This window comes from Aquiflexum sp. (assembly GCF_041751335.1).
GTDB lineage: Bacteria > Bacteroidota > Bacteroidia > Cytophagales > Cyclobacteriaceae > Aquiflexum.
This window is the reverse complement of record NZ_JBGSXS010000309.1, coordinates 1-25,459: the sequence shown is the minus strand read 5'-3', so window position 1 is coordinate 25,459 and position 25,459 is coordinate 1. Positions and strand designations below refer to the sequence as shown.

Here is a 25,459-nt window from a genome sequence, read left to right as displayed (position 1 = left end):
ATTGAAAGTAGAATATAACAAATGATAATTAGTTGTGGTTTATGGGAGTACAGAAAAAGGCATCCGTGTGGATTGCCTTTTTCTTTTAATTTGATAAATTAAGGCGATGGATTTAGAAAAATATATCAAAATCATAGGGGATTCCTACTATGGCTACTGGAACTACCTTGTCAGTGAGATGTTTTATCCTTCTTGGCATAATTACTTTTGGTGGTTGCTTGGGCTTTCAGTAGGCGTTTGGTTATTGGAAATTTTTCTTCCTTGGAGAGAAAAACAGGCCATATTCAGAAAGGACTTCTGGTTGGATGGTTTTTATATGTTCTTCAATTATTTTTTATTTTCACTTATTGCCTACAATGCCATATCAAATGTAGCCGTGGTGGCATTTAATGATTTATTGGGATTCTTCGGGATATCAAACACGATCGCTATACAAATTGATTCCTGGCCAAGATGGACTCAGTTTATGTTGATGTTTGTTGTTGCAGACTTTATACAATGGAATGTTCACAGGATGTTGCATAGAGTACCTGTGTTATGGGAATTTCACAAAGTACACCATTCTGTTGAGCAGATGGGATTTGCAGCCCATTTGAGATTTCATTGGATGGAAACCATCATCTATAAAACCGTACAATATATTCCTTTGGCGATGATCGGTTTTGGATTGGCGGATTTCTTTATCATGCATATTTTCACTACAGCCATTGGTCATCTCAACCATGCGAATCTGAAAATCACTTATGGCCCACTAAAATATATCCTCAATAACCCTGTGATGCACCTTTGGCATCATGCCAAGACGCTCCCAAAAGATAAAAGGTATGGTGTGAATTATGGTATTACGCTAAGCCTTTGGGATTATATCTTCAACACAGATTATATTCCCCATGACGGGAAGGATGAACCTTTGGGCTTTGAGGGAATGGAGGATTTTCCCAAGACTTTTTGGACTCAGATTTCTTATCCCTTCGCAAAAAATAAAAAGGCTAAGCCAAAATTGCATCAACTTTCAAAATTGACAGATTCACCTAATGAGAAATTCCATGAAAGAGTTAATTAATAATTGGATATATGTGGTCATTATGTGTCTTACTTTGGGACTTGCTCCTTTTGTACCGGAACCGCATATTTGGGGTAAAATCAAATGGATAGCAGATGGCGCCAAAGGAATGGAATGGCTGGATTGGTTAGATTTTATTTTCCATGGTATTCCATGGGTTTTAATGATCAGGTTATTATTTCTAAAAATCAAGGATAGGTTATTCTCTTGATTGACTTAACGATGAGAGAAATATTTTTCTATGTGATTTTGGTTACGAAGTACCCCTTGAATTGGGGTTAAATTTGTATTCGATAAAAGCAAATCACACCATGTTTAATTTCTTTAGAAGCAAACCAAAAAAATATACAGACCTTTATTGTGAAGAATTCAATAAGGGTATGAATGCAAAAGATGCAGTCATTCTTGATGTCAGGTCAGCAGGGGAGTTCCAATCAGGAAAATTAAAAGGAGCAAGAAATATTGATATCATGAGTTCTAATTTTAAGGCTCAAATTCAAAATTTGCCAAAAGATAAAAAATATTATATCTATTGCAGAAGTGGCAACAGAAGCGGTCAAGCCTGTGAAATAATGAGTGATATGGGTTTTGAACATCCCTATAATATGGCCGGTGGAATCATGAGTTGGCCGTATGATGTGGTATAATTGGGTTGAATAATAAAAGTCCATCCGAAGAATTCCTCTGATGGACTTTTTTATGAATTAATTTCCGATTTTTCTAATTGGTCATTTTGGCTTTAGTACCGTTCTTTCAGCCAAGTTCCTTTTGATATTATCGTATTTGTATGAAACTATAAAATACTCATCATTTGCCCACTTTGAAAACAAGTTTTTGTAAAAAGGACTTTCGGGATTTCCAGATTGTCCAGGGGTATTGATACCCAATGTACTTTCCCAATCCTTTGTATCCACAATTATTCTGAAAGAAGCACCAGCAGTATTATTGTCACCATAGGCATTGGCAGAAGGGGTAAAGCTATATCCACCACGTGGTACGGGTCCCAGATCTAATTTATTTCTCCACTCTTCTGATAAAGCTAAACTAAGAGGATGCCTTATCAATGCGTGTTTGTAGTCTACTTGGCCATAATGCCATTTTGATTGATCGGGGCCAAGTTTCTTTTCAAGTTCAGTTAATGCCAATTCAAAACAATGCTTTAGGAATTTTTCCCTTTCCTGGATTGGATTATTATTGAATACTTTGGCAGGATCTTCCATCCATGACAAAATCTTGGTCAATTGGATTGAACCTACCCAAGGAAGAGCCTCTTTAGGAACCATAATATTTTTGATTTCTGATCTTATTTTTCTTTCCCACATCACATATATTCCAGCTGCTACCGAATTTTTGTCCAATATATAATCCCAATCTTTTAGCAAAGCCTGGGCTGAATTGGTATTGCCCGAGGCAAAACTAATTTCTAATAAGTAAGGAACTAGTTTTGTTGCAGGTAGGGCCAGGTTGTCATTCTGAAGTGCACCCATTTGTTCCAATGTGAAATCTTTGCCTTTACTCAAAACTTCCCGAACCCGATCTCCTCTGAATGCATCCGCCCATTCGTATCCTAAAGCATTGGTTTTTTTATAATCGGGTGGAGTTACATTTTCATTTGATGTTGCAATAAATCCGACTTCAGGATTGAGATCATTTGGCCTTTGGTCTATGGGAAGATAGCCGTCCCATTCCATACTGCCATCTCCCAAAGTAGGGACCAAGCCTGAAAAACCGTTTCTAATCGGTGCAATTCCGGTAGCCTGCCATCCGATATTTCCTTCCCTATCAGCCCAAACCATGTTTTCTGCAGGTATATGATTGTAGGTACAAGCCTCTTTGAATTCCTCCCAAGTTTTGGATTGGTCCATTCTCAAGCTAGCCAAATAAGGGGCACCTCCAGGTTCTAGCCAGGCACATTGGACCGCCACGGCTTTGTGAAGTGTACTATCAATAAAAGTAACAGGGCCATGTACAGTATAATAGTAGGTTGCAGTTTGATCAGGAAGATTTTTGACTTTTATGGTATCATTTATAACTTTCATGTCCAGCCATTTCCCTTTGTGAAAATATTGAAAAGGATTTTCAGGATGGGTATCATATATCCGCATGTCCTCATTATCAGTTTCAAAAATTGTCAGTCCCCAAGTCCCGTATTGGTTATGGCCTATGGAAATTCCCGGGATTTCTGGTTCACCTCCTCCGACTACATCCCATCCCGGTGCATGTAAGTGCACCCAATACCGCAATGAAGGTACTGCATGTAGTCTATGGGGGTCATTGGCCATAATTGGAAACCCGCTTTCGGTAAGTTTACCGCTTACCACCCAATTGTTGCTGCCAATTGAAAACTTTTCAAATTCCAAAGTTTCCTCAATCTCTGTTTCAACTTCACTCAATTCAGCTAAAAATGAAGGGGATTCATTTCTATTGTCTTCATAGATATCTTCGGGAAGAAAAGTTACTCCTTTTCGAAAAGCATTATAGGGAGCCAAAATATCCTTGAACAACAATTCTTTTGGGATGGAGGAGGCTATATCCAAATTAGGTGTATGCGGATGGAAATTGTAGATTTCATTTGCCTTTTCAGTACCAATAAGACTAATTACGCGGCTATAGGTCAATTCATCTTTGACATTTTCCAAAAGACCCTGATGCCTTGAGATCACTACTTCCCATGTCCAATAGTCAGGAAGAATATCCAGGAGCCTAAATTCAATGGGCAATAATTCAGGATTATCGATAACTTCTTTGATATAGGTATTGATGCCATCAACAAAGGCATCAACAATGATTTCACCACGGGGATGGTAATGGTTGAGTTCAACCGATTTTTCACCCCTGAATTTGAATAGACGTACCCCTTTATCCCTTTCCAGTTCTCGCTCTCCAAGTATTTCCGACAAAGTTCCTGTTGCCTGCCTTCTCCAAACCTCAAATTGAAACAACCGATCTTTCGCAGCCAGATAGCCCTGACTGAAAAAAAGGTCATGTTCATTTTTGGCATAGATATGATTGATGCCATTTTCGTCACGGATTACTTCGACCTCCTCTTGAAGGCCATCAATAACCGGGGTTTGGTTTATATTGGTACAGGCAATAAATGGATTAAAAACTATAAAGATTGAAATGTAAAATTGAAATTTCCTTCTTTTTATAGCATGGAGCAGTAAGCGGTTTATCATAAGTTTTCTTGAAATCAGTTATTTGGTGAATGGGGTGATTTTTTGAAGTTGACTTTTAAATTTTAGGAAAAAATGAAGATTCTTGAACATATTTTAGACAAACGGTAAATTCAGATGAATTTATTTTTTGAAATTGCTTCATCAAACCAAAACCCAGAACTATGAAAAAGATATCGTTCCTAGTATTGTCAGTCCTTTTTATCACGGCATGTCAAAGCCCTCAAAAAGAGGAAAAAGAAAAAGAAGTAATAATTGAAAAGAAAGTCATCAAGATGGATAAAGCATTAAGACATGTGGTATTGTTCAAATTCAAGGATGAGGCCAGTGAAGAAGATATTAAAAAAGTAGAAGAAGCCTTCATGGCCTTACCTTCAAAAATCAATGAAATTCAGTCAATAGAGTGGGGGATCAACAATAGCCCGGAAGGTTTGGATCAGGGATTTACACATTGCTTTTTTCTGACCTTTGCATCAGAAGAAGATCGTGCAGTTTATTTACCCCATCCCGATCACAAGGCTTTTGGAGCATTGCTTGGGCCTCATCTTGACAAGGTATTGGTGGTAGATTATTGGGCAAAAAATTAGGAGCTCTTCTAAAATGCCTGATTATTATTTTATAATCAAAAAATGTTCGATTTTCAATTTCACCTTCTTTGTCTCTGGCATTTAATTAAAGTTTTCAGGGAACGATGATAACGCTGATTGAGCTGATTTTCACTGATTTTTTTATCAGGGGGTATCTGCAAAATCAGCGTTATCATTGCCTGAATGCTTAAGGCAGGAGGGAGCGTTCTATAAAATGATTCTACTTAGGAGTATCAGAAAAGTTTAAAACTTTGTTTGGATTTAGAACGGGGCAACTTATGATACTGTATCCTAATTTTTAATCTTCATTAACAGGTAGCTGACTATTTGATCGGCCTCCTGTATCCCGGATATCTATTACTTCGAATACAACAAATTCGCTGGCACCTCTCCATGGAAGCGGATTTAGGTATTCCTTATACCGTAATTCCACGAATTTTCCCCCAGCCCTTTCAAGTTTACTGGCAACATCATCACCTTTAGCACTGAACCTGAATTCATTGGATTGCAATGCTCCCGCAGTTGGACTTTGGAATCCTTCTTGAACCACTCTTCCTTCCCAAGTTTTGAAGACGTATCCTTTTTTCTCAAAGTAATTCAGATTGCCACCTTTGATCCCTTCGCTGAATACAAAAAAATACCTCCAATAAACTACCCCGGCTAAGATAATTACAATGGCTAAAATGGCGAACTTAACGTATTTGTTCATAATTAGTGTTTTAGAAAATTTTACAGTGAAAGTTCAAAAATTAAAGATATGTACAATGATGCATTAAATTTGACATAATTGTATGAATAAAACAATAACATTCTATATGGATGTTTGGTAAAAATGTATTGTAATCCAGATTGATATCTCTTTTGAGAGCATGAATTATAAGGAAAGAATAAAAGTAGAAGGTGAGCGAATAAATCTCACCTTCAGGAGATTAATCCACTATCCACACCCATTTTCCATAACCCTCTGTTTCCATATCTGTTTTGGGTATAAACTTCATCGCTGCTGAATTCATGCAATACCGGAGGTTGGTTGGATTGGGTCCATCGTTGAAAACATGTCCGAGGTGGGAACCACCCAATTTGCTTCTTACTTCAACACGCATCATACCCATGGATCTGTCTACAGGTTTTTCAATCAACCTGGCATCAATAGGCTTTGTGAAACTTGGCCAGCCCGAATAAGATTCATATTTGTCCGTTGAACTAAATAGGGGTGCTCCAGAAATTACGCATACATAAATCCCTTTTTCTTTATTTCCATTGTACTCATTTGAAAATGCCCTTTCAGTAGCCTCATGCATGGTGACCTCATACTGTAATTTGGTCAGCTTCTTTTTAATCTCTGCATCAGAAGGTTTTTTGTATTGGTTTTCAAGATTTACAGCCCAATGTTTGGCGATAAATGCATCTCTTCCAGACCCTTTTCTGTAGGCATAATACTCAGTTGGACTCTTTTTGTAATAATCCTGATGATAATCTTCAGCTGGATAAAAGTTGCTGAATTTAATAACAGGAGTTACAATTGATTTTTCAAATACTCCTGATTTATCCAGTTTTTTAATGGATGCCTCGGCTGTTTCTTTCTGTAGCTTGTCATGGAAAAACACTGCGGAAGTATATTGAAATCCCCGGTCATAAAAGGAACCTCCTTCATCTGTGGGATCAAATTGCTGCCAGAAAATATCCAAGAGCTCACTATAGCTGATGATATCAGGATTGAATTTGACCTGAACGGATTCGCGGTGACTTGTCTTTCCACCTGCCACTTCATTGTAGGAAGGGTTTTTTTCCTTGCCACCGGAATATCCCGAAATTACTGAAACAATTCCCGGGATACCTTCAAAAGGTGCCTCAATGCACCAAAAACATCCTCCCGCAAAAGTTGCCAATTGACTTGGACCTGAATATTGCTCTTCTTCGGTGGAGGTTTGTATTTTATCTTTGCCGTTTTCTGCTTGGGAACATCCCACAATGGTGATACTAAAAGCCTGAACTAGTACCAGTAATATTAAATTTCGGGCGTTTTTCATCGTATTTTTTACCTGTTTGATTCTATGTAAATTAATTAGGCATGATTTTAGTTCTCGAATTTCTGTTAAATCCTGTTAAAGGATACAGTTGAAAATAATATAATCGATTATTTGGTGTATACAATTTCAACATGACTTACGTTAATTAACAACAATTTAGATTGATGTGTTTGATGAAGCAAATAAATAAACCAACTATAAAACCCTCTATTATGAAAACAGCACTTAAATCCTTTATTCTATTGTTGGCTATGACAGCATTTTTCCAATCCGCCCATGCACAGACGGGTGGCGGTTTTGGTATCAAAGGTGGCCTCAATTACAATTCCAATGGACAATATTTCAAAGATGCCGAAGCCATTTGGGGAGACCCAAGGGAAAACTTAGGCTATCATCTAGGCCTTTTCGGTAAAATCAATGCCGGACCGATTTTTATCCGACCTGAAGTCAATTATACCAATCTTACCTCTCAAGTCAATCAAGTTAAGTTAACTACGCAAAGATTGGATGCACCGCTACTGGTAGGAATCAATCTCTTGAGTTTTGTTTCGGTTTTTGCAGGACCATCTCTCCATTATTATATAGAAGATGACCTGAGGAATTTTGATTATGAAAAATACAATGCAGGTTATCAGTTTGGTGTTGGGTTGAACCTGGGCAACCTTGGTCTAGACCTCCGCTATGAAAGGGTACTGAATGGGCAGAGAGTGGATATTGACAATGTCTTTACGGGTGCCGGAGATTTAAGATTCCAACAGTTGATGTTAGGACTTTCGTTGAAGTTTTGATTCTAGTTTTTTTCAAACCTGAAATACGATATTAGAATTTTTGTTTTTTTATTTTCTTAAATCTGACAACAATCTCAATGTTGGCATTTGGAGAATAATAAATGGTATTCCTTCGATTATTACATCGCTAATTGTACTTGAACTCAAGATTGCCTATTTTAACCTTAATGAAAAAGGAAAAAGGTGTTACACGAGCTGAATTAAAAATTGGTGAAAATTGAAGGCTTATGATTTACAATGAAAACAGAAGAGAATTTTTAAGAAAAACAGGTTTGGGAATTGCAGGATTAAGTGTTATCCCAGATTTGCTGACAGCTTCAAATAACCTCGATTTCAAAAATCCAAAAAAAGTCGAACTCGCAATAGCTACCATTACCATGGATGGTTTCGGGGATCACAATTTTGAAAAGGCTTTTGAAATTCTCCCTAAACTCCCTTTCAAAAATGTTGAATTCAACTGCTGGTATGCTAGAACATTGACCCCTTCTGGAATTCGCAGTATCAAAGAAAGATGCCAACAGCTAGATCTTAAGCCAATTTGTGTTCAGGGTTCCGGCTTTGGTGCCGAAGGTAACATCATCAAAGATGTAACGCATAAACTTTGGAATATGCAAGCAGCCAAAGAACTGGGATGCAGAAGGGTTAAGTTTACCGGTGGCGGAAGAGGAAAGGACGGAGGTTTGGATGCTGTCATTTCCTGCCTTAAGGAAATTGCTCCTGCTGCGGAAGAGATGGATGTCCTTGTCATGGTGGAGAACCATGCCAACAACAATCTTGAATTCATGGAAGACTATGATAGGATTTTTGATGAAGTGGATTCTACCCATGTAGGGATGTGCATGGACAATAGTCATTTTGATGGTTCCAATGTCAAACTTTTGGATGTGGTGGAAAAATTCCATTCGAAAATCATGCATATTGACCTTAAAGACACAGAAAGGTTTGGAATCCATAAAGTAGTAAACTATGGGGATGGGGTAACCCAAAACGATGCTGTTATCCAAAAAATGTTTGATTATGGCTATGAAGGTTACCTCCTCATTGAGATGGCCCCGCCAAGAAATGAAGACACCCTGGTGAAAGACCTAACCCGGGCCTACGATCTCTTCAAAAAGTATGAAATTTAATTCCAAAGCTTCCAGGATAAACCCCGGAAGCTTTGGAATTATTATGATCTGGGACAAATCAAGATCAAAACAAAAAAAACACATTTCTGATACCCATTCTATGTATTCATTTAATCTCAAGCCACAATTCATCAATTTATTATCTATTATTTTCCTGACGATGCACATACTTTTTTCATGTAAACCAAATGATTCACCCAAAAATGATTTACCTGAGGGTGTACGTCTTTTGGATGACAGATTGGTCCTCTCTGTGGTAGTGGAGGAGCCTGATATAGTAACCCCAATTGGAATAGCCATTGACGACAAAGACAGGCTATATGTATTGGAATCACATACACATCTGCCTCCAAAGGATTATCAAGGGCTTGATGGGGATTTGATCAAGGTTTTTGAAGACACCAATGATGATGGCAATTATGATAAAATCTCGGTTTTTGCGGAAGGGATCAAGGAAGGGATGAACTTGGCATTTTCCCATGAAGGCCACTTGCATCTGGTGACCTCTCGCGAAGTTTGGGTATTTTATGACCGTGATGGTGATGGTGTTTGTGAAGAGAAAAAGAAGCTTATGGAACTCAAAAAGCCTGAAAGCGTCTATGCCCACGCCGCCATGCTGAGTATTACATTTTCTGACGATGGATTTATGTACTTAGGCAGAGGTAATACTGGAAGCGAAAACTGGATTTTTGAAGGAAGTGACGGCAGTCAGATTTCCGGATATGGTGATGGTGGCAATGTCATAAGGGCCAAATGGGATGGGTCTCAAGTGGAAGAATTTAGTACAGGCTACTGGAATCCATTCGACCTTAAGTTTGATAGTGATGGCCGGTTGTTGGTAGCCGACAATGACCCGGACAGTAGGGGACCAAACAGGCTTGTTCATGCCGTATATAAATCCGATTTCGGATATAAAACACTATTCGGCGGAAGTGGCATTCATCCCTATCTGGCGTGGAACGGTGAACTACCGGGTACGCTGCCCATGGCAGTGCCATTAGGGGAGGCTCCATCTGGATTGTTAAATGCAAGTTTGACTAATTTACCTCAAGATTATCAAAACCAAATGCTCTGTACCATTTGGGAAGAAAGTACCATAGTACGTATCGATATGCAGGAAAATGGTTTTTCTGTGACCGGAAAAACAGAAGTTATTGTAGAAGGCGGGGAAGATTTTAGACCGGTGGCTTTCGCGGTAAACAGCAAGGGTGAGATCTATTTTACAGATTGGGTGGTCCGATATTATCCCAATCATGGCAGAGGGAAAATCTGGAAACTCTCCTCAAAAGACAATGATAAAGTGTTCCCTAGAAATAGTAGGAGGGAGCCATCTGATCCAAACAATTGGGAAAAAATGATGAAGTCATTGGATACTGCAACAATAAAGGAATTGAGGTCCAATTTGAAATCCGATGACCCTTTCCAAAAGCACGCGGGGATAATGGTTTTATCCAAGAAAAAGGAGGAAATAAAAAATTTTGCAAAAGACCAAGATTCCGAAATCAGGCTAGGCGCATTACTCGCAGCTAGAAAATCAGGGGATAATGATCTGGAAATGCTTGCCAAAGGGTTTTTAACTGACACGGATCTCCAAATTAGAAAAATGGCTTTGATCTGGATTGGATCCTCCCAAATGGTCAGTTTGAAAAATGAGATTGGGAATGCACTTACTGTAGGTCCGCCTTCCAATGACTTGTTCGAAACATATTTGGAAACAGTAAAACTGCTACAACCTGATTTTGTCAATACATACCAAAACCAGCTTCAGTCCAGGTCACAGGCATTGAAAAGAGAACTTCCAGGAAATTTTGTTTCTAAAATTGTTCAGAATAATATGAACCCAATCGAAATGCGGGTTTATGCTTTAAGGTTTCTGGACAATCCTCAGGAACATAAAAAATTGCTCATTTCATTCTTAGCAGAAGGTGTACCTGACGCCTTGAGATTGGAGACAATCAGGACATTACAAAATGTTCCCGACAAAGAGGTTTCTGCTAAATTGTTAGAATTAGCGCTGGAAGCATCAAATTCAGCTACTGTCCGGTCAGATGCCTTGGCAGGTCTTTCAAGACAGCCTTTGGATGATTGGAATCAAATAGTCCCATTATTAGAAAGTGAGGAAGAAAACCTAAGGATCGAAGCAACAAGATTTCTTAGAGCCAAAATTGGCCAACCTGATGTCAAGGAGGCATTTGAAAAGCATCTCAATAAATCGAGTTCTTCAGAAGGATTTCAACATCAGCTACAACTTGGGTTAGATCAGGAATTGTCCCATAGACCGGATGTTGCCGATGAGAAATCATGGTATGGCCTACTCGATGGAAACGGGGACAGTGAAAGGGGCCGAAGGGTGTTTTTCTCCAATACTGCACTTTGTTCGACCTGCCATGTCATGGACGGAAGAGGTGGAGACCTTGGTCCTGACCTGAGCAATGTCGGAAAATCCAAAGACCGGAATAATCTGATTGCTTCAATATTGTATCCATCTGCAGAAATGAGCCCCGAATGGCAGGGTTGGTATATCAAACTAAATGACGGGACATTGGAGCAAGGGAGACAGATTGATGTGGGCAACAATGACATTAAGCTCTATACCCAAGCAAAAGGTTTTATTTCTGTCCAAAAAGAAGAAATAGCAGATTATGGGATGATCAAGGAATCTTTGATGCCTGATGGGCTTGAGGAAAGGCTTACTGATCAAGATCTAAGAGATTTATTGGCTTATTTGGGGAGCTTTGATTGATGAGTCTACTCGTTTCCGATCCTATGATAATCCCTCGGCAACTCCCCAAACTGTTTCAAAAAGCATTTTGAAAAATAACCTGGGGAATTAAAGCCCACCATCGTACTCACTTCTGAAATGGAATAGATTCCCTGATTCAAAATTTCAGCGGCTTTTTTGAGTCTAACAATCCTGATGTATTCATTGGGAGTCATTTTGGCTATTCCCTTAAATTTTCTCAATAAACTGCTTTGGCTGAGATTGAGGTTTTCGGCAAGTTCATTGACACCAAAAAGCTCGTTGGATAGATTGGTTTGAATCAATTTATTGGCCTGATTGAGAAATATCTCATCTGCTTTTGTATGGGCAATGGTGCCAGGTAAGGAGATCGGAGAACTGGCGAAATTTTTCCTGATCTGATCCCGATAATGCAATAAGTTTTTGACTTGTAACATCAGGTATTCCAGCGAAAAAGGTTTTTCAATATATACATCAGCACCCATTTCCAACCCTTCTATTTTTGACTGGAGATTACTTTTGGCCGTCAGAAGGATGACAGGAATATGACTGTATTCCAGTTTGGATTTCACCTCTTTGCAAAGCTGCATCCCATCCATGATGGGCATCATGATATCTGAAATGATCAAGTCGACAGGCTTGTGGTCCAAAATTTCCAATGCTTGCTTTCCGTTTCCTGCTTTGTAAATTTGGTATTCCTGTCTTAGATTCCCACTCATAAATTTCTGCAATTCTTTGTTGTCTTCTACAAGAAGAATTCCCGGCTTGCTGTTTTCTTTAGTAGTGTCCTTTTCATTCTCGTCTATTAATTCATTGGACATCAGAAGATCTTCCGATTCAATGATTTCCCTGATTCGTATGGCTTCTTTTTGAATTTTGGGCAACTTTAAAGTGAAGGAATTGAATCCTTCCTTGAATGAAGGATTGAAAAATAGATTTCCACTGTGCATTTCAGCCAAGGACCTGGAGAGTGGAAGTCCCAGACCGGTACCTTGCTTAGGTTTATTGAAATCCTCTGAATTAATTTGGTAGAAAGGTTCGAAAATCTTTTCGCGGAGTGATTCCTCTATGATATTTCCATCATTGCATACAGTAATCTCAAAATCAGTAACATTATCAGACCCTTTGTCCAGATAGATGCTGACAGATTTGTTGGCATTTTTCAAAGCATTCGAAAAAAGATTACTCAGGATTTTGGTGACTTCTTCTTTATCTATATCCACAAAAAATTCAGCAGGTTCATAGGCGAGGTCGAATTCAATATCATTTTGGATAGCCATAGGCTTGAACCTATAATGAAGTTCAAGTATCAATTGATGGATGTCGGTGGAAATAAAATTGAGTTTATAGCTTCTCTTTTCCGTTTTCCTAAAATCCAATAACTGATTGCTCAGATTGATCAGACGGTTGGAATTCCTTTCCATGATCAATAGATTTTCCAAGACAGTTTCATTAAGGATTTCCTTTTTTTGGAGGATTACTTCCAAGGGTCCCTTGATCAATGTAAGTGGTGTTCGGATTTCATGTGTAATGTTGGTGAAAAATTCAATCTTGGCCTGATAGATTTCTTTTTGTTTTTCATCTTCCAATAGCTTGATGTTTTCCAAATGTCTATTGGAAATTCGTTGCTTATAAAGATTGATCATCCAGATGAAAATCAGCAAAATGATTATCCCGTATAGGAAATAAGCCAAAGGTGAAAAATATAAAGGAGGGCTGATGATAATTTCTAGATTTGCTTCCCCTTCACTGAATTTATTGTCAGATTGAATGGTCTTGACACGAAAATTATACTTTCCGGGTGAAAGGTTGAGGTAACTGACTTCTTGGTTTTTCTCAATTTCATTCCATTCTTTTTCCAGCCCTTCCATGATATAAGCATATTTCCAGGATTCCGAAAGGGTATAGCCAAGGGCTATAAATGACAATGAAATGCTCGATTGGTCATGGTTAAGCTTGATTAACTTGGTATTGGTAATAGATTGTTTTAGGGGAGATCCTTTTTGTCCTATAGGTATATCCTGATTGAAAAGCTTAATGCCAGTCAACCTGATATCAGGATGTGTGCTCTGAAGCGTAAATGTCTTTGGATCAAAAGCCACAAATCCATTAAGCGATCCGAAGTAAATGGTTCCATCTGAAGATTTGATACCGGATTTATAATTGAACTGATCTGATAGCAGCCCATTGGATTTGGTGAATACCTCTACACTGGATTTCTCCGGATGGAATCTTACCAAACCATTTCCAGAACTGAACCAAAGATAATTCATGTCATCCTCTAAAATTTTATAAATTGTATTGGAAGGAAGTCCTGATTCAGTATCATAAATTTTAAAAGTTTCAGAATTTGGATCAAAAAGGCAGAGGCCAAATCCCTCTGTAGCAACCCATAGTCGGTTTTTGCTATCCTCAAAAAGGTTTACAATTGCCGTACCCGGAATTGAACCTTCCACCGATTTATCAGGATAAAAATGTTTTACATCTTCAATAGTTGGATCATACCTGAACAAGCCATTGTTGATCGTAGCGAACCAAAGATTTCCCAAGTGGTCTTCAATAATATCATGGATAAAGTTGATTCCAATAGCATCTACGAATTGAAAAGCACCTTCATCTTTGGACAGCTTGTAAGCACCACTGATTGTCCCAAACCATTTGTTGCCATTACTGTCTTCGGCTATTGAAAAAATATCACTGTCAAACAATGGATTTTGGAGATGGGATTGATCAAACCTTCGGATCTTATAACTCTCCAAGTCGAGCACATCCAGTTTTAGGCCTTGACTATGGCTACTGATCCATAGCTCAGTTCCCGAAATCAGCAAACCATGGATATTATGGTAGCTGATGGTATTAGCTTTCTTTTCAGGAGAAAAATTCCTGAATTGATTCGATTTTGGATCAAATTGGCTCAATCCCTTGTCTTCAGTTCCAATCCAGATGAACCCATTTTTGTCTTCCACAAATTCCCTGACCCGTTTACCTGAAATTGAATTTTCAATGTTGACGGGGTAAAACTTATTAAAAACTGTTGTATGGTTTGGTAAATAATTTAAACCTCCAAAATAAGTCCCTAACCAAACTCCACCTTCTTTGTCCTTAAATATCGAATAAATGGCATTGTCAGATAAGGAATAGGGGTCATCATCATTTTGATACAAATGTCGGTATCCTCCCGAGGTAATATCGTAAAGATAAACTCCACGCTCAGTGCAGATCCAGATTTGTTGATTGTTGTATTTCCCTATGTTCCTTACAAAAAGGCTATTGTTCTCCTCATCTTTCACCAATACGTCTTCGATTTGATCGGTTAGCTTGGAAAGTTTTTTTAACCCACCGTTTTTTGTGCCTATCAGAATTTCCTGGCCATGGTCGAATAGATCCAAAATCTGTTCATTTTTCAAGTTAAAATCAGCATCCTGGTATTCGTAAAAAGTCTCATTGGCAGGAATGAATTTTTGTATTCCCCCTCCCAAGACCCCTATCCAAACGGTTCCCTTTTCATCGATGACCATGGCAGAAACAGGTCCTGATGCAAGGCTTCCCTTTTGATTGGGATTGTGATAGTAATGTGAGAGTTTCTTTTCGGAAGGGTTGAATCTATAAATGCCAGATGAGCTTGAGGCAACCCAGATATTTCCCTGAAGATCTTCCCGGATTTCCAGAATCTGTCCCCAAATGTTATTGCCGTTTTGGTCTTTTACTTCAAATTGATCAAAAGACTCTAAATCCGGATGATAGATAAAAATACCATCATTTGTTCCTACCCAAATATTCCCTGATGCATCTTGATACAGGGATTGAACATTGTTATTTCCCAAACTGTGGGGATCTTTAGGATTGTTTTTGAAGACTTTGAATCGCGTACCATCATACCTGTTGAGACCATCTTTGGTGCCAAACCACATAAAACCAGTCTTATCCTGATAGATAGCAAAAACGGTATTATGTGATAGTCCATTTTCCACCCCAATATTTTTGAAATCATATTGTTGGCTAAACACAGATGATATGGGCAAAAAAATAATAATGCATCCCATGATGAATCTTACTAAATAACCAGTTTTTAACTTGACACCGCTACTGATTTTCATAAATCTCCTCTTTTCCAAATTTGGTCTCATCCCTTCATCTATTTTCCATACCAATTAAATGAAAAATTCCATCTCAAAATAATACATAAACTTCAAAACACGGAATTTGAAGGATTTTTGCAAAAGATTGCTGGATTTGTTCTAATGTCTCCTTTTTAATTCTTCTAGCTTTAAACAATGATCGAAAGGCAATCTATCTGAATTCTTTTGATCCATTCATCTTCTTCCATCCATTGAAGGGAAGGTTGTAAAATCAATTAAATTAACATTAATCCCAAAATGTTTTATGAAACAAATATTACTCATTGGATCAGTTTGGATATTTATATCCTGCTGTAGCATTGTACCCTTAATGGCACAGTCGCCTGTACAGATAAGGGGTACAATTATAGAAAAATCAACTGGAGAATCCCTTCCCGGGGTAACTATCTTGGAAAAAGGCACCTCCAATGGCACAGTGACTGACATGGATGGAAAATATTCCATTCAAGTTTCAAGTCCTGAAGCATCACTCCTTATCTCTTTTATTGGATTTTCCACGCTGGATATACCTGTTATGAGCAGGTCTATTATTGATTTGGAAATGGAGGAAAATCTGGATGACTTGGAGGAAGTTGTAGTAATCGGGTATCAGACTATCAAGAAGAAGGACTTGACAGGAGCAGCAGCTGTGGTCAAAACTGAAAACTCCAATAAAATACTGGCAGCTTCTGTGGGAGAAACTTTGCAGGGATTGGCTCCCGGAGTTTCGGTAAGGACAGGTGGAGCACCGGGTCAGGGTCCACAAGTCGAAATCAGGGGAGTGGCCTCCTTTATCAATTCCAATCCGCTTTATGTGATTGATGGAATGATTGCAGATGCCAACCCTACCTTAAATACAAATGACATAGAAACCATACAAATTTTGAAAGATGCATCTGCTGCGGCCATTTATGGCTCCAGGGCAGCTAATGGTGTAATTATCATTACCACAAAACAAGGTGCAAAAGGTGCTGCCCGGGTAACAGCCTCAGCCAAATATGGTGTTGAACAATTGCCACAAGGTTACGATATGATGAACAATGTTGATTTTGCAGAAATGCAGCGGAGGCAGTTCACCAATTCAGGACTTACTCCCCCTTCCAGTGTATCAACCCAGTTTGACCCATCCATCAATACGGACTGGTACAAAGAAGGAACTAGGATGGGCAATTCCCAGGATTATAACGTGACCCTTTCTGGTGGAGCAGAAAACAGTAGCTATTTGATTTCAGGAAGTTTTTTCAAAAACAAAGGAGTTCTGATCGGTACTGATTTTGAAAGGGTTGCATTCAGAATCAACACCAGAAACAAAAAAGGAAGGGTGACTTTTGGGGAAAATATGGTTTTCACAAATTCTGTTTCCCGATCTCCCGGTACAGGCAATTCTTTTTATGATATGCCCCAAATGTTACCGGTGATTCCGGTTCAGGGCGATAGGTTTATTTCAAATGCAAATCCTGACGGATGGGGCAAAGGAACTACTGATGCGGTCACTTATGCGTGGAATCCTGTTGCAGTCAATGCCATCAACAGTTTGAGGAGTAATTTTGCAAAACTTGTGGGAAATGCCTATGTAGATGTGGACCTTACCGAGGGTTTGGTTTACAGATTCAATGCAGGTGCTGAATTGAGTTTCGACCATAACAAGAGCATGAGAAGAGCAGGAGAATGGCATTTCAACCAACCTGCTGCACCGACTAATATCATTGAAAACAGGGGCTTGTTTTCAAGTTTCCTTTTGGAACATACCTTAAATTTCAATAAAACCATTGATAAACATGTATTCAATGGTGTGGTAGGACATTCCCAACAACGAACCAAAATGGAAATTTTGTCTGCAGGCAGTACCGATCTCCAATCTTTTGATGGAATCTATTTGAATACGGTCAGCTCAGCAACAGGAGAGGCAATAGCGGATGGATTTATTCCACAGCAATACATTATATCCGGCTACCTCGGTAGGGTAAATTATACCTATGCAGATAAATACCTTCTGACACTTACCGGACGGTACGATTCGGATTCCAGATTCGGAGAAGGAAACAGGTCTCGGTTTTTTCCATCTATTGCAGGTGCTTGGAGAATAGGGGATGAAAGCTTTTTTGAATCAAATGTCATTTCGGATTTGAAACTCCGTGCCTCCTATGGTGAGTTGGGAATTGTGACCGTAGGTTCATGGGATTATATCGGCTTTTTAAATTCCAATCCGAGAGCAATTTTTGGACCTGATCAAGCAGCTTATGTAGGTGCTACCCAGGCAAGATTGGCCAATCCAAATTTGGGATGGGAAAGAAGAATGAGTCAAAACTTTGGATTCGATGCGGGATTTTTTGAGGATAGCTTCACCATTTCAGCGGAATACTACAATTCACTTTCGAAGGATGTCTTGGTAAACTTGCCTATCGCTTGGTATTTGGGTAATCTAGGTGGTGAACCGGCTGTAAATGCAGCTTCCATTAGGAATACAGGTATAGAGGTAGAAGCAACTTACCGAAACCGGAAAAATGAATTCAAGTGGGATGTGTCCGGTAATTTTACAACCATCAGGAATAGGGTAGTGGATATCGGGAATCTAGGTGAAGGAGTCAATTATATCCAAACCGGTATCACCAGGACACAATTGGGTAGATCTTTGGGAGAATGGTATGTATTACAAACGGACGGGCTATTCCAAAGCCAGGAAGAAGTGGACAATTACCGAAATGGTGATGGACAGGTTATCCAACCATTCGCCAGACCGGGTGATGTTCGCTTTGTAGATATCAATGGTGATGGTGAAATCAATCAGGAGGACAGGACTTTTCAAGGATCTCCTTGGCCGACCTTACAGACAGGTGCACAGTTCAATGCCACTTACAAAAACTTCAGTTTCAACATGCAGTGGATCGGCGTATTCGGCCATCAGATCATGAATGGAGTAAGAAGGGAGTTGGACAGCTATCAGAACACCAATTTCAGAAATGACCTTAATCCATGGAGTCCAAATAACACCAATACATCTGACCCAAGAATAGGAGTTTCAGTAGGAGACCCGGGATTGATCGACAATGCAAGATTGGAAAGCGACAGGTGGTTGGAAGACGGTTCTTATGTCAGGTTGAGAAACCTTGAAATAGGGTATAATTTCCTTCCCACCATAATGCAGAGATGGAATGTGCAAAATGCCAGGATCTTTATCAGTGGTCAAAATCTGCTGACTTTCACCAAATACAGTGGATTGGATCCTGATGTAACTGGCAACGGTATCCTTGAAAGAGGCTTTGACAATGGAAACTGGCCCGCCAGTAGGATTTATTCTGTAGGCTTCCAACTTGAGTTTTAATCTGATCAACAATTTAAGGTTATGAAAAAATTAGCAAAATATATATTGATGGCAAGTGTTGTGGGAGTCTTGTCCTGTGACCCAAATCTGGACATTACCAATCCCAATCAGCCAACCGTAGAAGTGTTCTGGCAGAATGCCACTGATGCAGAACAAGGCGTCAACGCCATCTACAGTACTTTCGCAAGAGGAGGGTTTTCCAGATGGATGCCCATGTTATACATTACCAGGTCTGATGAAGGCTACAGTGGCAGTCCTTGGTCAGATTTGGCCAATGCCTTTGGTGGATTTATACAGCCAGATTACAATTTTGGCCCTGTGATAGATGTGTGGAGAGATTGTTACATTGGTATTTTCAGAGCCAATCAGGTTTTGGATAATGTTCCTGATATCGAAATGAACCAAGATCTAAAAAACAGATTGCTTGGAGAAGCTTATTTTCTAAGGGCCTATTACTATTACAATTTGGCTTTGCTTTGGGGAAACGTTCCCTTGATGCTGGAAACATCCAAGCCAACAGACTTGCCACCGACTTCTAGTCAGGCAGAAGTATGGGCACAGATTGAAAGTGATTTGGCATTGGCTATTTCAGGATTACCGGTGAGATATGGATCAAATTCGGATTTGGGCAGGGCGACCAAAGGTGCTGCAAATGCACTTCTTGCCAAAGTATTGATGCAGCAAGGTAAAAATCTGGAAGCAGAACAACCGCTACAATGGCTGGTCACAGGAGAAGGTGCAAGTGTGTACAACCTTGTCCCTAATTACAGGGATAACTTTGTAATTGATACTGAAAACAATATTGAATCTGTATTTGAATGGCAGTTTACCATCAACCCCACGGAAGTGACAGATGATGATGTTGCAACCCCTAACCATAATTATGGCACTTCCATTTCACAGTTTTTGGCACCTCCGGGAATCGGTTGGTCTGATGCTGAGGCCAGAACATGGATCATCAATGAATTCTTGCAGGAGCAAACTACAACTGGTGATCGGGACCTAAGATTAGCAGCATCATTGTTATTTTCAAATACGGACGAAAGAGGTCCGGATTTTACGATGGTCTATGGGCAGACATTTACCCAAAGATATGGTCCTGAAAATCCAAGGGCTTGGTTCAGAAAATTTCTGAATGACCATTGGAGAAATGAGGAAGGTTATCGCTCACCTAACAATTATAGGTTTATCCGATACGCAGATGTATTGTTGATGTACGCAGAGGTCTTAAATGAGAATGGAAAAACAGCAGAAGCCTACCCTTTAGTGGACAGGGTAAGGCAAAGAGCAGGTTTGGCACCTTTATCACAAACTAGGCCTGGATTGAACAAAACTCAGTTTTTGGAGCAATTGAAACATGAAAGATTGTTGGAGCTAATGGGTGAAGGTCATAGATGGGCAGATTTAGTGCGTTGGGGAGATGTTGGGCCAGGTTTGGCACAAAGGGATCCCGGATTCAATAACTTCCAGGTTGGAAGGCATGAGTTTTTGCCTATTCCACAGAGGGATTTGGACATCAATAAAAGTTTAAGCCAAAATCCCGGTTGGTAATCATTCAAATCCATTGAAATAGGGAGCAGCAAAGTTATGCTGCTCTCTTTCAAAATATTTAATAAAATAAGTTCAATGAAAAATTATCTAAAAATCATACTCTTGGTATCAGGGTTTTGCATGACCGCCTGTGTGGCCTGCAATGAAAATCAAACTGATGTACCAAATGGAGTTGATGAGAATCCCAAAGTAGTAAAAACATATGTCAATCCTGTTTTTTCACCTGTTTTGGCTGACCCATCAGTATTAAAAGAAGGTGAATATTTCTATGCCTATGGGACAGAGGATAACTGGGGGACTGAGGGTGGACACAAGCTAGTTCCTATAGTTAGGTCCAAAGATATGGTCAACTGGGAATTTGTAAGCAATGCATTTCAGACCAAACCAACTTGGAAAAACGATGGGGGAATTTGGGCTCCGGATGTTGCCAAAGTAGGAGAGGAGTATTTTATGTACTATTCTTATTCTACCTGGGGAGATCCCAATCCGGGTATCGGACTGGCTATTGCTCAGAAGCCCGAGGGGCCATTTATAGATCAGGGCAAATTGTTTCTTTCCAAAGAAATCGGCGTGGACAACTCCATTGATGCATTTTTTATCGAAGATGAAGGCAAGAAGTATCTTTTCTGGGGGAGTTTTCATGGTATTTATGCCGTGGAACTTTCCGGTGACGGCAAATCCATCCAAGGGGAAAAGGTGAAAATTGGACATACCCATCTGGAAGCTTCTTATGTTTTGAAAAAGGACAGGAAGTATATCTATTTCGGTTCTGAAGGCTCTTGCTGTGATGGGGCAAACAGTACCTACAGGGTAAAAGTGGCCATCTCTGACAATATTTTAGGTCCATACCTGGACAAAAGCGGAAATGATATTGCAGATGGCAATTATGGTGAACTCATCCTCAGAGGAAATGATGTGGATTATGGGTTTGCTGGTCCAGGACACAATGGTCATGTAATGACTGATGATGAAGGCAAGGATTGGATGTTGTATCATGCCATTCCCAAAAATAATCCTCTTTTGCAAAACGGTGCCAGCCGAAGACCATTAATGCTGGACAGGATTTCCTGGCAGGATGGATGGCCCCAAATCGAAGCAGGAATGCCAAGTCTTGCCACCAAGCCTGCTCCTGTTTTTAATTAACATCCGGTAAAGAAAACTGAAACTCTTTCCCCTAAGTCAAAAAAAATAGCTTTCAAAAAAAATCAAGTTTAGAGATTCTTCTTTAATGTTTGAAATAAACTGAATTTCCATTTCTCAAGCTTTAATCAATGACTCATTATTTAATGAATTGAATATGATTTAACCCTTAAAACATATGCACTTAAACATCCAAAAAACTGTCATTTTATGTTTTATCTTCTTAATAACCCAAATGTTGGTGTTCGGCCAGGAGGATAAACTTTCCTCTCCTGCCATTTCAAGTCCTTGGTCAGAAAAGGTGAATGTTAATTTGCCTCATCCAGAATACCCCCGTCCTCAGATGGAGCGGGAAAGTTGGGTCAACCTGAATGGCCAATGGGAATATGCAATTTTGACCAAAGGCAATAATATTCCTGAGAATTTTCAAGGAAAAATAACAGTACCATTCCCAGTCGAATCCCAACTTTCGGGAGTAGGCAAAATTGTAGGGAAAGACAATGAGCTTTGGTATTTTAGAAAAATTGAAATCAGCAATAGCCAGAGAAAAGGTAAAGTCTTAATCCATTTCGGAGCGGTAGATTGGGAAACTGAAGTTTTTGTCAATGGACAATCTTTAGGAATTCATAGAGGTGGTTATGATCCATTTTATTTTGATATCACCGGCGCACTGAAAAGAGGCAGATCACAGGAGATTACTGTAAGAGTTTGGGATCCATCAGATGACGGGCCGCAGCCAAGAGGAAAGCAGGTGAAAAAACCTAATTCCATCTGGTATACCCCAGTTACAGGAATCTGGCAGACAGTATGGTTAGAAACCGTTCCTGAAACTTTTATTTCCTCATTGAAGACTACTCCTGATTTTGATAGTAACAGCATAAAAATCAAACCCGAGCTTATCGGAAGTGCAACGGGAACAAAACTAAAAGTCAGCGTATTTGCAGCAGGCAATAAAATAGCGGAAAGTATTGAGGATGCAGGGAGAGAACTGGAGTTAGCTATTCCCAATGCCCGACATTGGTCACCGGAATCTCCATTTCTGTATGATTTGGAAGTGGAATTGTTGAATGGAAACCGCACCTTGGACAAAGTCAAAAGTTATGCTGCCATTCGAAAAATCAGCATGGGGTATGATTCCAACGGGATCAAGCGCATGTTACTCAACAATAAGTTTGTATTCCAATATGGACCTTTGGACCAGGGATGGTGGCCTGATGGACTTTACACAGCACCTACAGAAGAGGCCATGGTTTTTGATATTTTCAAAACCCAGGAAATGGGCTTCAACATGATCCGAAAGCATGTAAAGGTCGAACCGGCAAGGTGGTATTACCACTGTGACAAAATGGGTATGTTGGTATGGCAGGATATGCCTAACGGCGACCATGGGAATGCTTGGGAACATCGCCTGGGCATTGTCGGAAAAGGAACTGAAAGAGACAGGACTGCTGAATCCGAAGAGATTTTCAAAAAAGAGTGGAAAGCCATAATCGACGCAAATTACAATTTTCCTTCCATTGTTGTTTGGGTACCCTTTAATGAAGCCTGGGGTCAGTTTAAGACAAGGGAAATTACAGCATGGACAAAAAAATATGATCCCACGAGATTGGTGAATTCTGCTAGCGGCGGGAACTTCATCATGGATGGAGCAAAAATCAACGGAGACATGATAGACCTGCACAGTTACCCTGAAGCAGTGATGCCGGACCCCGGGATTTACGGAAAGGATAATATTATCGTTTTGGGAGAGTTTGGTGGGCTGGGTCTTCCTGTAGAGAACCATACTTGGCAGGAAAAGGACAATTGGGGATACCAGAGTTTCAAAAGTAAAAAGGAATTGGCTGACAGGTATGCAAAATTGATTGAAACTATGGAAAGCTTGATCCCTATGGGTCTGTCTGCAGCTGTTTACACCCAGACCACTGACGTGGAAATTGAGATCAACGGATTGATGACCTATGACAGGAAAGTAATCAAGTTTGATGAAAAGTGGCTGAAAGACCTTCACGAAAAACTTTACAAAATCAATGTCAATCTGAACCGATGAAAAATCAAGGGTTATTATTTTCTTATTAGCCCTACTTTGTCAAATTTAAAGAACAGTTAGAAATTTACATTTCTATTCAATAATCCTTCTGGATGAAGGAAATGTCCCTTTAGGGACTGTATATGGGTAGCAAGAGTTTGATTTTAGTGGGTTTCCGTGCCTTTAGGTACGGAATATATGTTGTACCTAAAGGCACAAATTCCCTTCGATTGATCGTTTATTTTACCAATATTATGTCCCTAAAGGGACCTTAGCCATTGAAATTTTTCAGGTATGATGTGAATCTTTTCCATAACCTGAAATTGACAAGAAGTCAGATAATCAAAAAAAATGTTGTACTATGAAATTAAAATTCAATACCATTATCCAACTGACATTGGTGGTCTCATTGGGATTGCATGCATGTCAGGAGAAAAAAGAAAATAGTGGCAAGTTATTGGAGGAATTTGATAATCCTTTAAATGTGGCTTTTGGTGACCCCTATATTCTTGACGATGGTAATGGGAAATTCTACATGTACGGGACAGGTGCAGGCGCCAAGGATGGGTTTGTAGTTTACGCTTCCGAAGATCTCAAAAATTGGGAGAAAAAAGGTCAGGTATTTTATGGCAATACTGTTGATTCATGGAGTGTTGCCAACTTTTGGGCCCCGGAGGTTTATAAATTTGATGATCGCTATTATATGTTTTACAGTGCAGATTGGCGTGTGAATCCAGAAAATGATTTAGAGAATTTTAAAATAGGAGTTGCCGTTGCAAATGCTCCAACAGGACCATTTGTAGATATGAAAAATGAACCTCTCTTCGATCCTGGGTATCCCATTATTGACGCCAATGTATATAAAGATGATGATGGAAAATTCTATCTTTATTATTCAAGGGCGTGTTACAAGCATCCAGTAGATTCTGAAATTGCTGATTGGGCAAAGAGTAAAGGCCTATTTGAAGAGATTGAAGAAAGTTGGGTATATGGGGTAGAACTAAATCCTGATTTTTCGGGTGTCATCGGTGAGCCTGTATTGCTTCTTAGGCCACCGGTCAAAATGGATGACAAACAAGCTGAATGGGAATCCAGGTCAGTAACAAGCGGTGAAGTAAACAGAAGGTGGACAGAAGGGTCTTTCACTTTCAAGTATGATGATAAATACTACATCATGTACTCGGCAAACCATTTTGGTGGCGAGCATTACGCTGTAGGTTATGCTACGGGCAGTTCTCCTTTGGGACCCTTTGAGAAAGCCGGAAACAACCCGGTAATAGAAAAGAATACGTCCCAAGGAGGTGAAGTGACCGGGACAGGACATAACTCTGTATTGTTTTCTTCTGATAGGAAAGAAATGTATGCAGTCTATCATGGAAGAACCCAAAAAACCGGGCATGAGCGATTGGTTTTTATCGACCGCATGACCATAGATGAAACCGGGAAACTCGAAGTTCATGGGCCGACTACTTCGCAGCGATAGAATTTAAGGACACAATTATTTTAATGGAGAAATGTATTGAAATCTGCACGGTCGGTGATTCTATCCGTTGCAAACATGCCCATGACATCATTGACCAAATCAACCACACTGTGAATCAATGGAAAACTTTTGCCGACGAGGTTAAAGTTGATCCCCAACTTCGGGATGAAATTGACCGAACGATTTTGGATTTGGGAACGGATTAGCAAACATATAATGCGAAAACAAAAAGTTACCATATTAGGTATCTTTTATTATCTTTGCTGCGTATGAGAATCATAAAAGAAAAAACTCTGACAGATTATTTC

At 39.5% G+C, this 25,459-nt stretch carries 17 protein-coding genes; 13 read left to right on the top strand and 4 right to left on the bottom strand.

All coding sequences use genetic code 11. The annotated features are described in order from the left end of the window. Positions 1-106: 106 nt before the first annotated feature. The 3 genes from ACEW8U_RS17530 to ACEW8U_RS17520 all read left to right on the top strand — a co-directional run bounded on the left by ACEW8U_RS17530 (position 107) and on the right by ACEW8U_RS17520 (position 1,710). Positions 107-1,063 (top strand): sterol desaturase family protein, encoded by a 957-nt coding sequence (locus tag ACEW8U_RS17530; protein WP_373523356.1) that lies wholly within the window; start codon positions 107-109, stop codon positions 1,061-1,063. Next, positions 1,047-1,274: a hypothetical protein gene (locus ACEW8U_RS17525; RefSeq protein ID WP_373523355.1), complete on the top strand. Its 228-nt coding sequence runs from the start codon at positions 1,047-1,049 to the stop codon at positions 1,272-1,274. The genes ACEW8U_RS17530 and ACEW8U_RS17525 overlap by 17 nt, the downstream gene beginning before the upstream one ends. A 100-nt stretch (positions 1,275-1,374) precedes the next feature. Next, entirely contained in the window at positions 1,375-1,710 is a 336-nt protein-coding gene (locus ACEW8U_RS17520; protein ID WP_373523354.1) for a rhodanese-like domain-containing protein, read from the top strand. A gap of 81 nt (positions 1,711-1,791) precedes the next feature. On the opposite strand, the gene ACEW8U_RS17515 is transcribed toward ACEW8U_RS17520, so the two are convergent. After that, entirely contained in the window at positions 1,792-4,242 is a 2,451-nt protein-coding gene (locus ACEW8U_RS17515; protein WP_373523353.1) for a penicillin acylase family protein, read from the bottom strand. Positions 4,243-4,403: 161 nt separating this feature from the next. Here ACEW8U_RS17515 and ACEW8U_RS17510 point away from each other — a divergent pair, with 161 nt between their 5' ends. Continuing rightward, a complete protein-coding gene (locus tag ACEW8U_RS17510) occupies positions 4,404-4,826 on the top strand; it encodes a Dabb family protein (protein ID WP_373523352.1) in 423 nt (140 codons plus the stop codon). Between the two features lie 298 nt (positions 4,827-5,124). On the opposite strand, the gene ACEW8U_RS17505 is transcribed toward ACEW8U_RS17510, so the two are convergent. Continuing rightward, positions 5,125-5,535 (bottom strand): hypothetical protein, encoded by a 411-nt coding sequence (locus tag ACEW8U_RS17505; RefSeq protein WP_373523351.1) that lies wholly within the window; start codon positions 5,533-5,535, stop codon positions 5,125-5,127. A 220-nt stretch (positions 5,536-5,755) separates the two neighbouring features. Next, on the bottom strand, positions 5,756-6,856 hold the full coding sequence (gene msrB, locus ACEW8U_RS17500; RefSeq protein ID WP_373523350.1) for a peptide-methionine (R)-S-oxide reductase MsrB: 1,101 nt from the start codon (positions 6,854-6,856) through the stop codon (positions 5,756-5,758). A gap of 212 nt (positions 6,857-7,068) precedes the next feature. Here msrB and ACEW8U_RS17495 point away from each other — a divergent pair, with 212 nt between their 5' ends. The 3 genes from ACEW8U_RS17495 to ACEW8U_RS17485 all read left to right on the top strand — a co-directional run bounded on the left by ACEW8U_RS17495 (position 7,069) and on the right by ACEW8U_RS17485 (position 11,514). After that, positions 7,069-7,644: an outer membrane beta-barrel protein gene (locus tag ACEW8U_RS17495; protein ID WP_373523349.1), complete on the top strand. Its 576-nt coding sequence runs from the start codon at positions 7,069-7,071 to the stop codon at positions 7,642-7,644. A 227-nt stretch (positions 7,645-7,871) separates the two neighbouring features. Then, positions 7,872-8,771, top strand: coding sequence for a sugar phosphate isomerase/epimerase family protein (locus ACEW8U_RS17490; protein ID WP_373523348.1), 900 nt, complete (start codon positions 7,872-7,874; stop codon positions 8,769-8,771). After that, positions 8,761-11,514 (top strand): PVC-type heme-binding CxxCH protein, encoded by a 2,754-nt coding sequence (locus tag ACEW8U_RS17485; protein WP_373523347.1) that lies wholly within the window; start codon positions 8,761-8,763, stop codon positions 11,512-11,514. Before ACEW8U_RS17490 ends, ACEW8U_RS17485 begins: the two co-directional genes overlap by 11 nt. A gap of 5 nt (positions 11,515-11,519) precedes the next feature. Here ACEW8U_RS17485 and ACEW8U_RS17480 read toward each other — a convergent pair whose 3' ends face one another. Then, positions 11,520-15,638, bottom strand: coding sequence for a two-component regulator propeller domain-containing protein (locus ACEW8U_RS17480; RefSeq protein ID WP_373523346.1), 4,119 nt, complete (start codon positions 15,636-15,638; stop codon positions 11,520-11,522). Between the two features lie 256 nt (positions 15,639-15,894). Between ACEW8U_RS17480 and ACEW8U_RS17475 the strand changes: the two genes are divergently transcribed. The 6 genes from ACEW8U_RS17475 (at position 15,895) to ACEW8U_RS17450 (ending at position 25,357) form a co-directional block, all read left to right on the top strand. Beyond that, entirely contained in the window at positions 15,895-18,951 is a 3,057-nt protein-coding gene (locus ACEW8U_RS17475; protein ID WP_373523345.1) for a SusC/RagA family TonB-linked outer membrane protein, read from the top strand. A gap of 21 nt (positions 18,952-18,972) precedes the next feature. After that, on the top strand, positions 18,973-20,502 hold the full coding sequence (locus ACEW8U_RS17470) for a RagB/SusD family nutrient uptake outer membrane protein (protein WP_373523344.1): 1,530 nt from the start codon (positions 18,973-18,975) through the stop codon (positions 20,500-20,502). A 75-nt stretch (positions 20,503-20,577) separates the two neighbouring features. Beyond that, complete coding sequence (locus tag ACEW8U_RS17465) at positions 20,578-21,645, top strand: family 43 glycosylhydrolase (protein WP_373523343.1); 1,068 nt, start codon at positions 20,578-20,580, stop codon at positions 21,643-21,645. Between the two features lie 175 nt (positions 21,646-21,820). Continuing rightward, positions 21,821-23,689 carry a glycoside hydrolase family 2 protein gene (locus ACEW8U_RS17460; protein ID WP_373523342.1) on the top strand — a complete coding sequence of 623 codons (1,869 nt, stop codon included), beginning with the start codon at positions 21,821-21,823 and terminating at the stop codon, positions 23,687-23,689. A gap of 340 nt (positions 23,690-24,029) precedes the next feature. Continuing rightward, positions 24,030-25,151 (top strand): glycoside hydrolase family 43 protein, encoded by a 1,122-nt coding sequence (locus ACEW8U_RS17455; RefSeq protein ID WP_373523341.1) that lies wholly within the window; start codon positions 24,030-24,032, stop codon positions 25,149-25,151. Between the two features lie 23 nt (positions 25,152-25,174). Further along, entirely contained in the window at positions 25,175-25,357 is a 183-nt protein-coding gene (locus tag ACEW8U_RS17450) for a hypothetical protein (protein WP_373523340.1), read from the top strand. Positions 25,358-25,459: the final 102 nt, after the last annotated feature.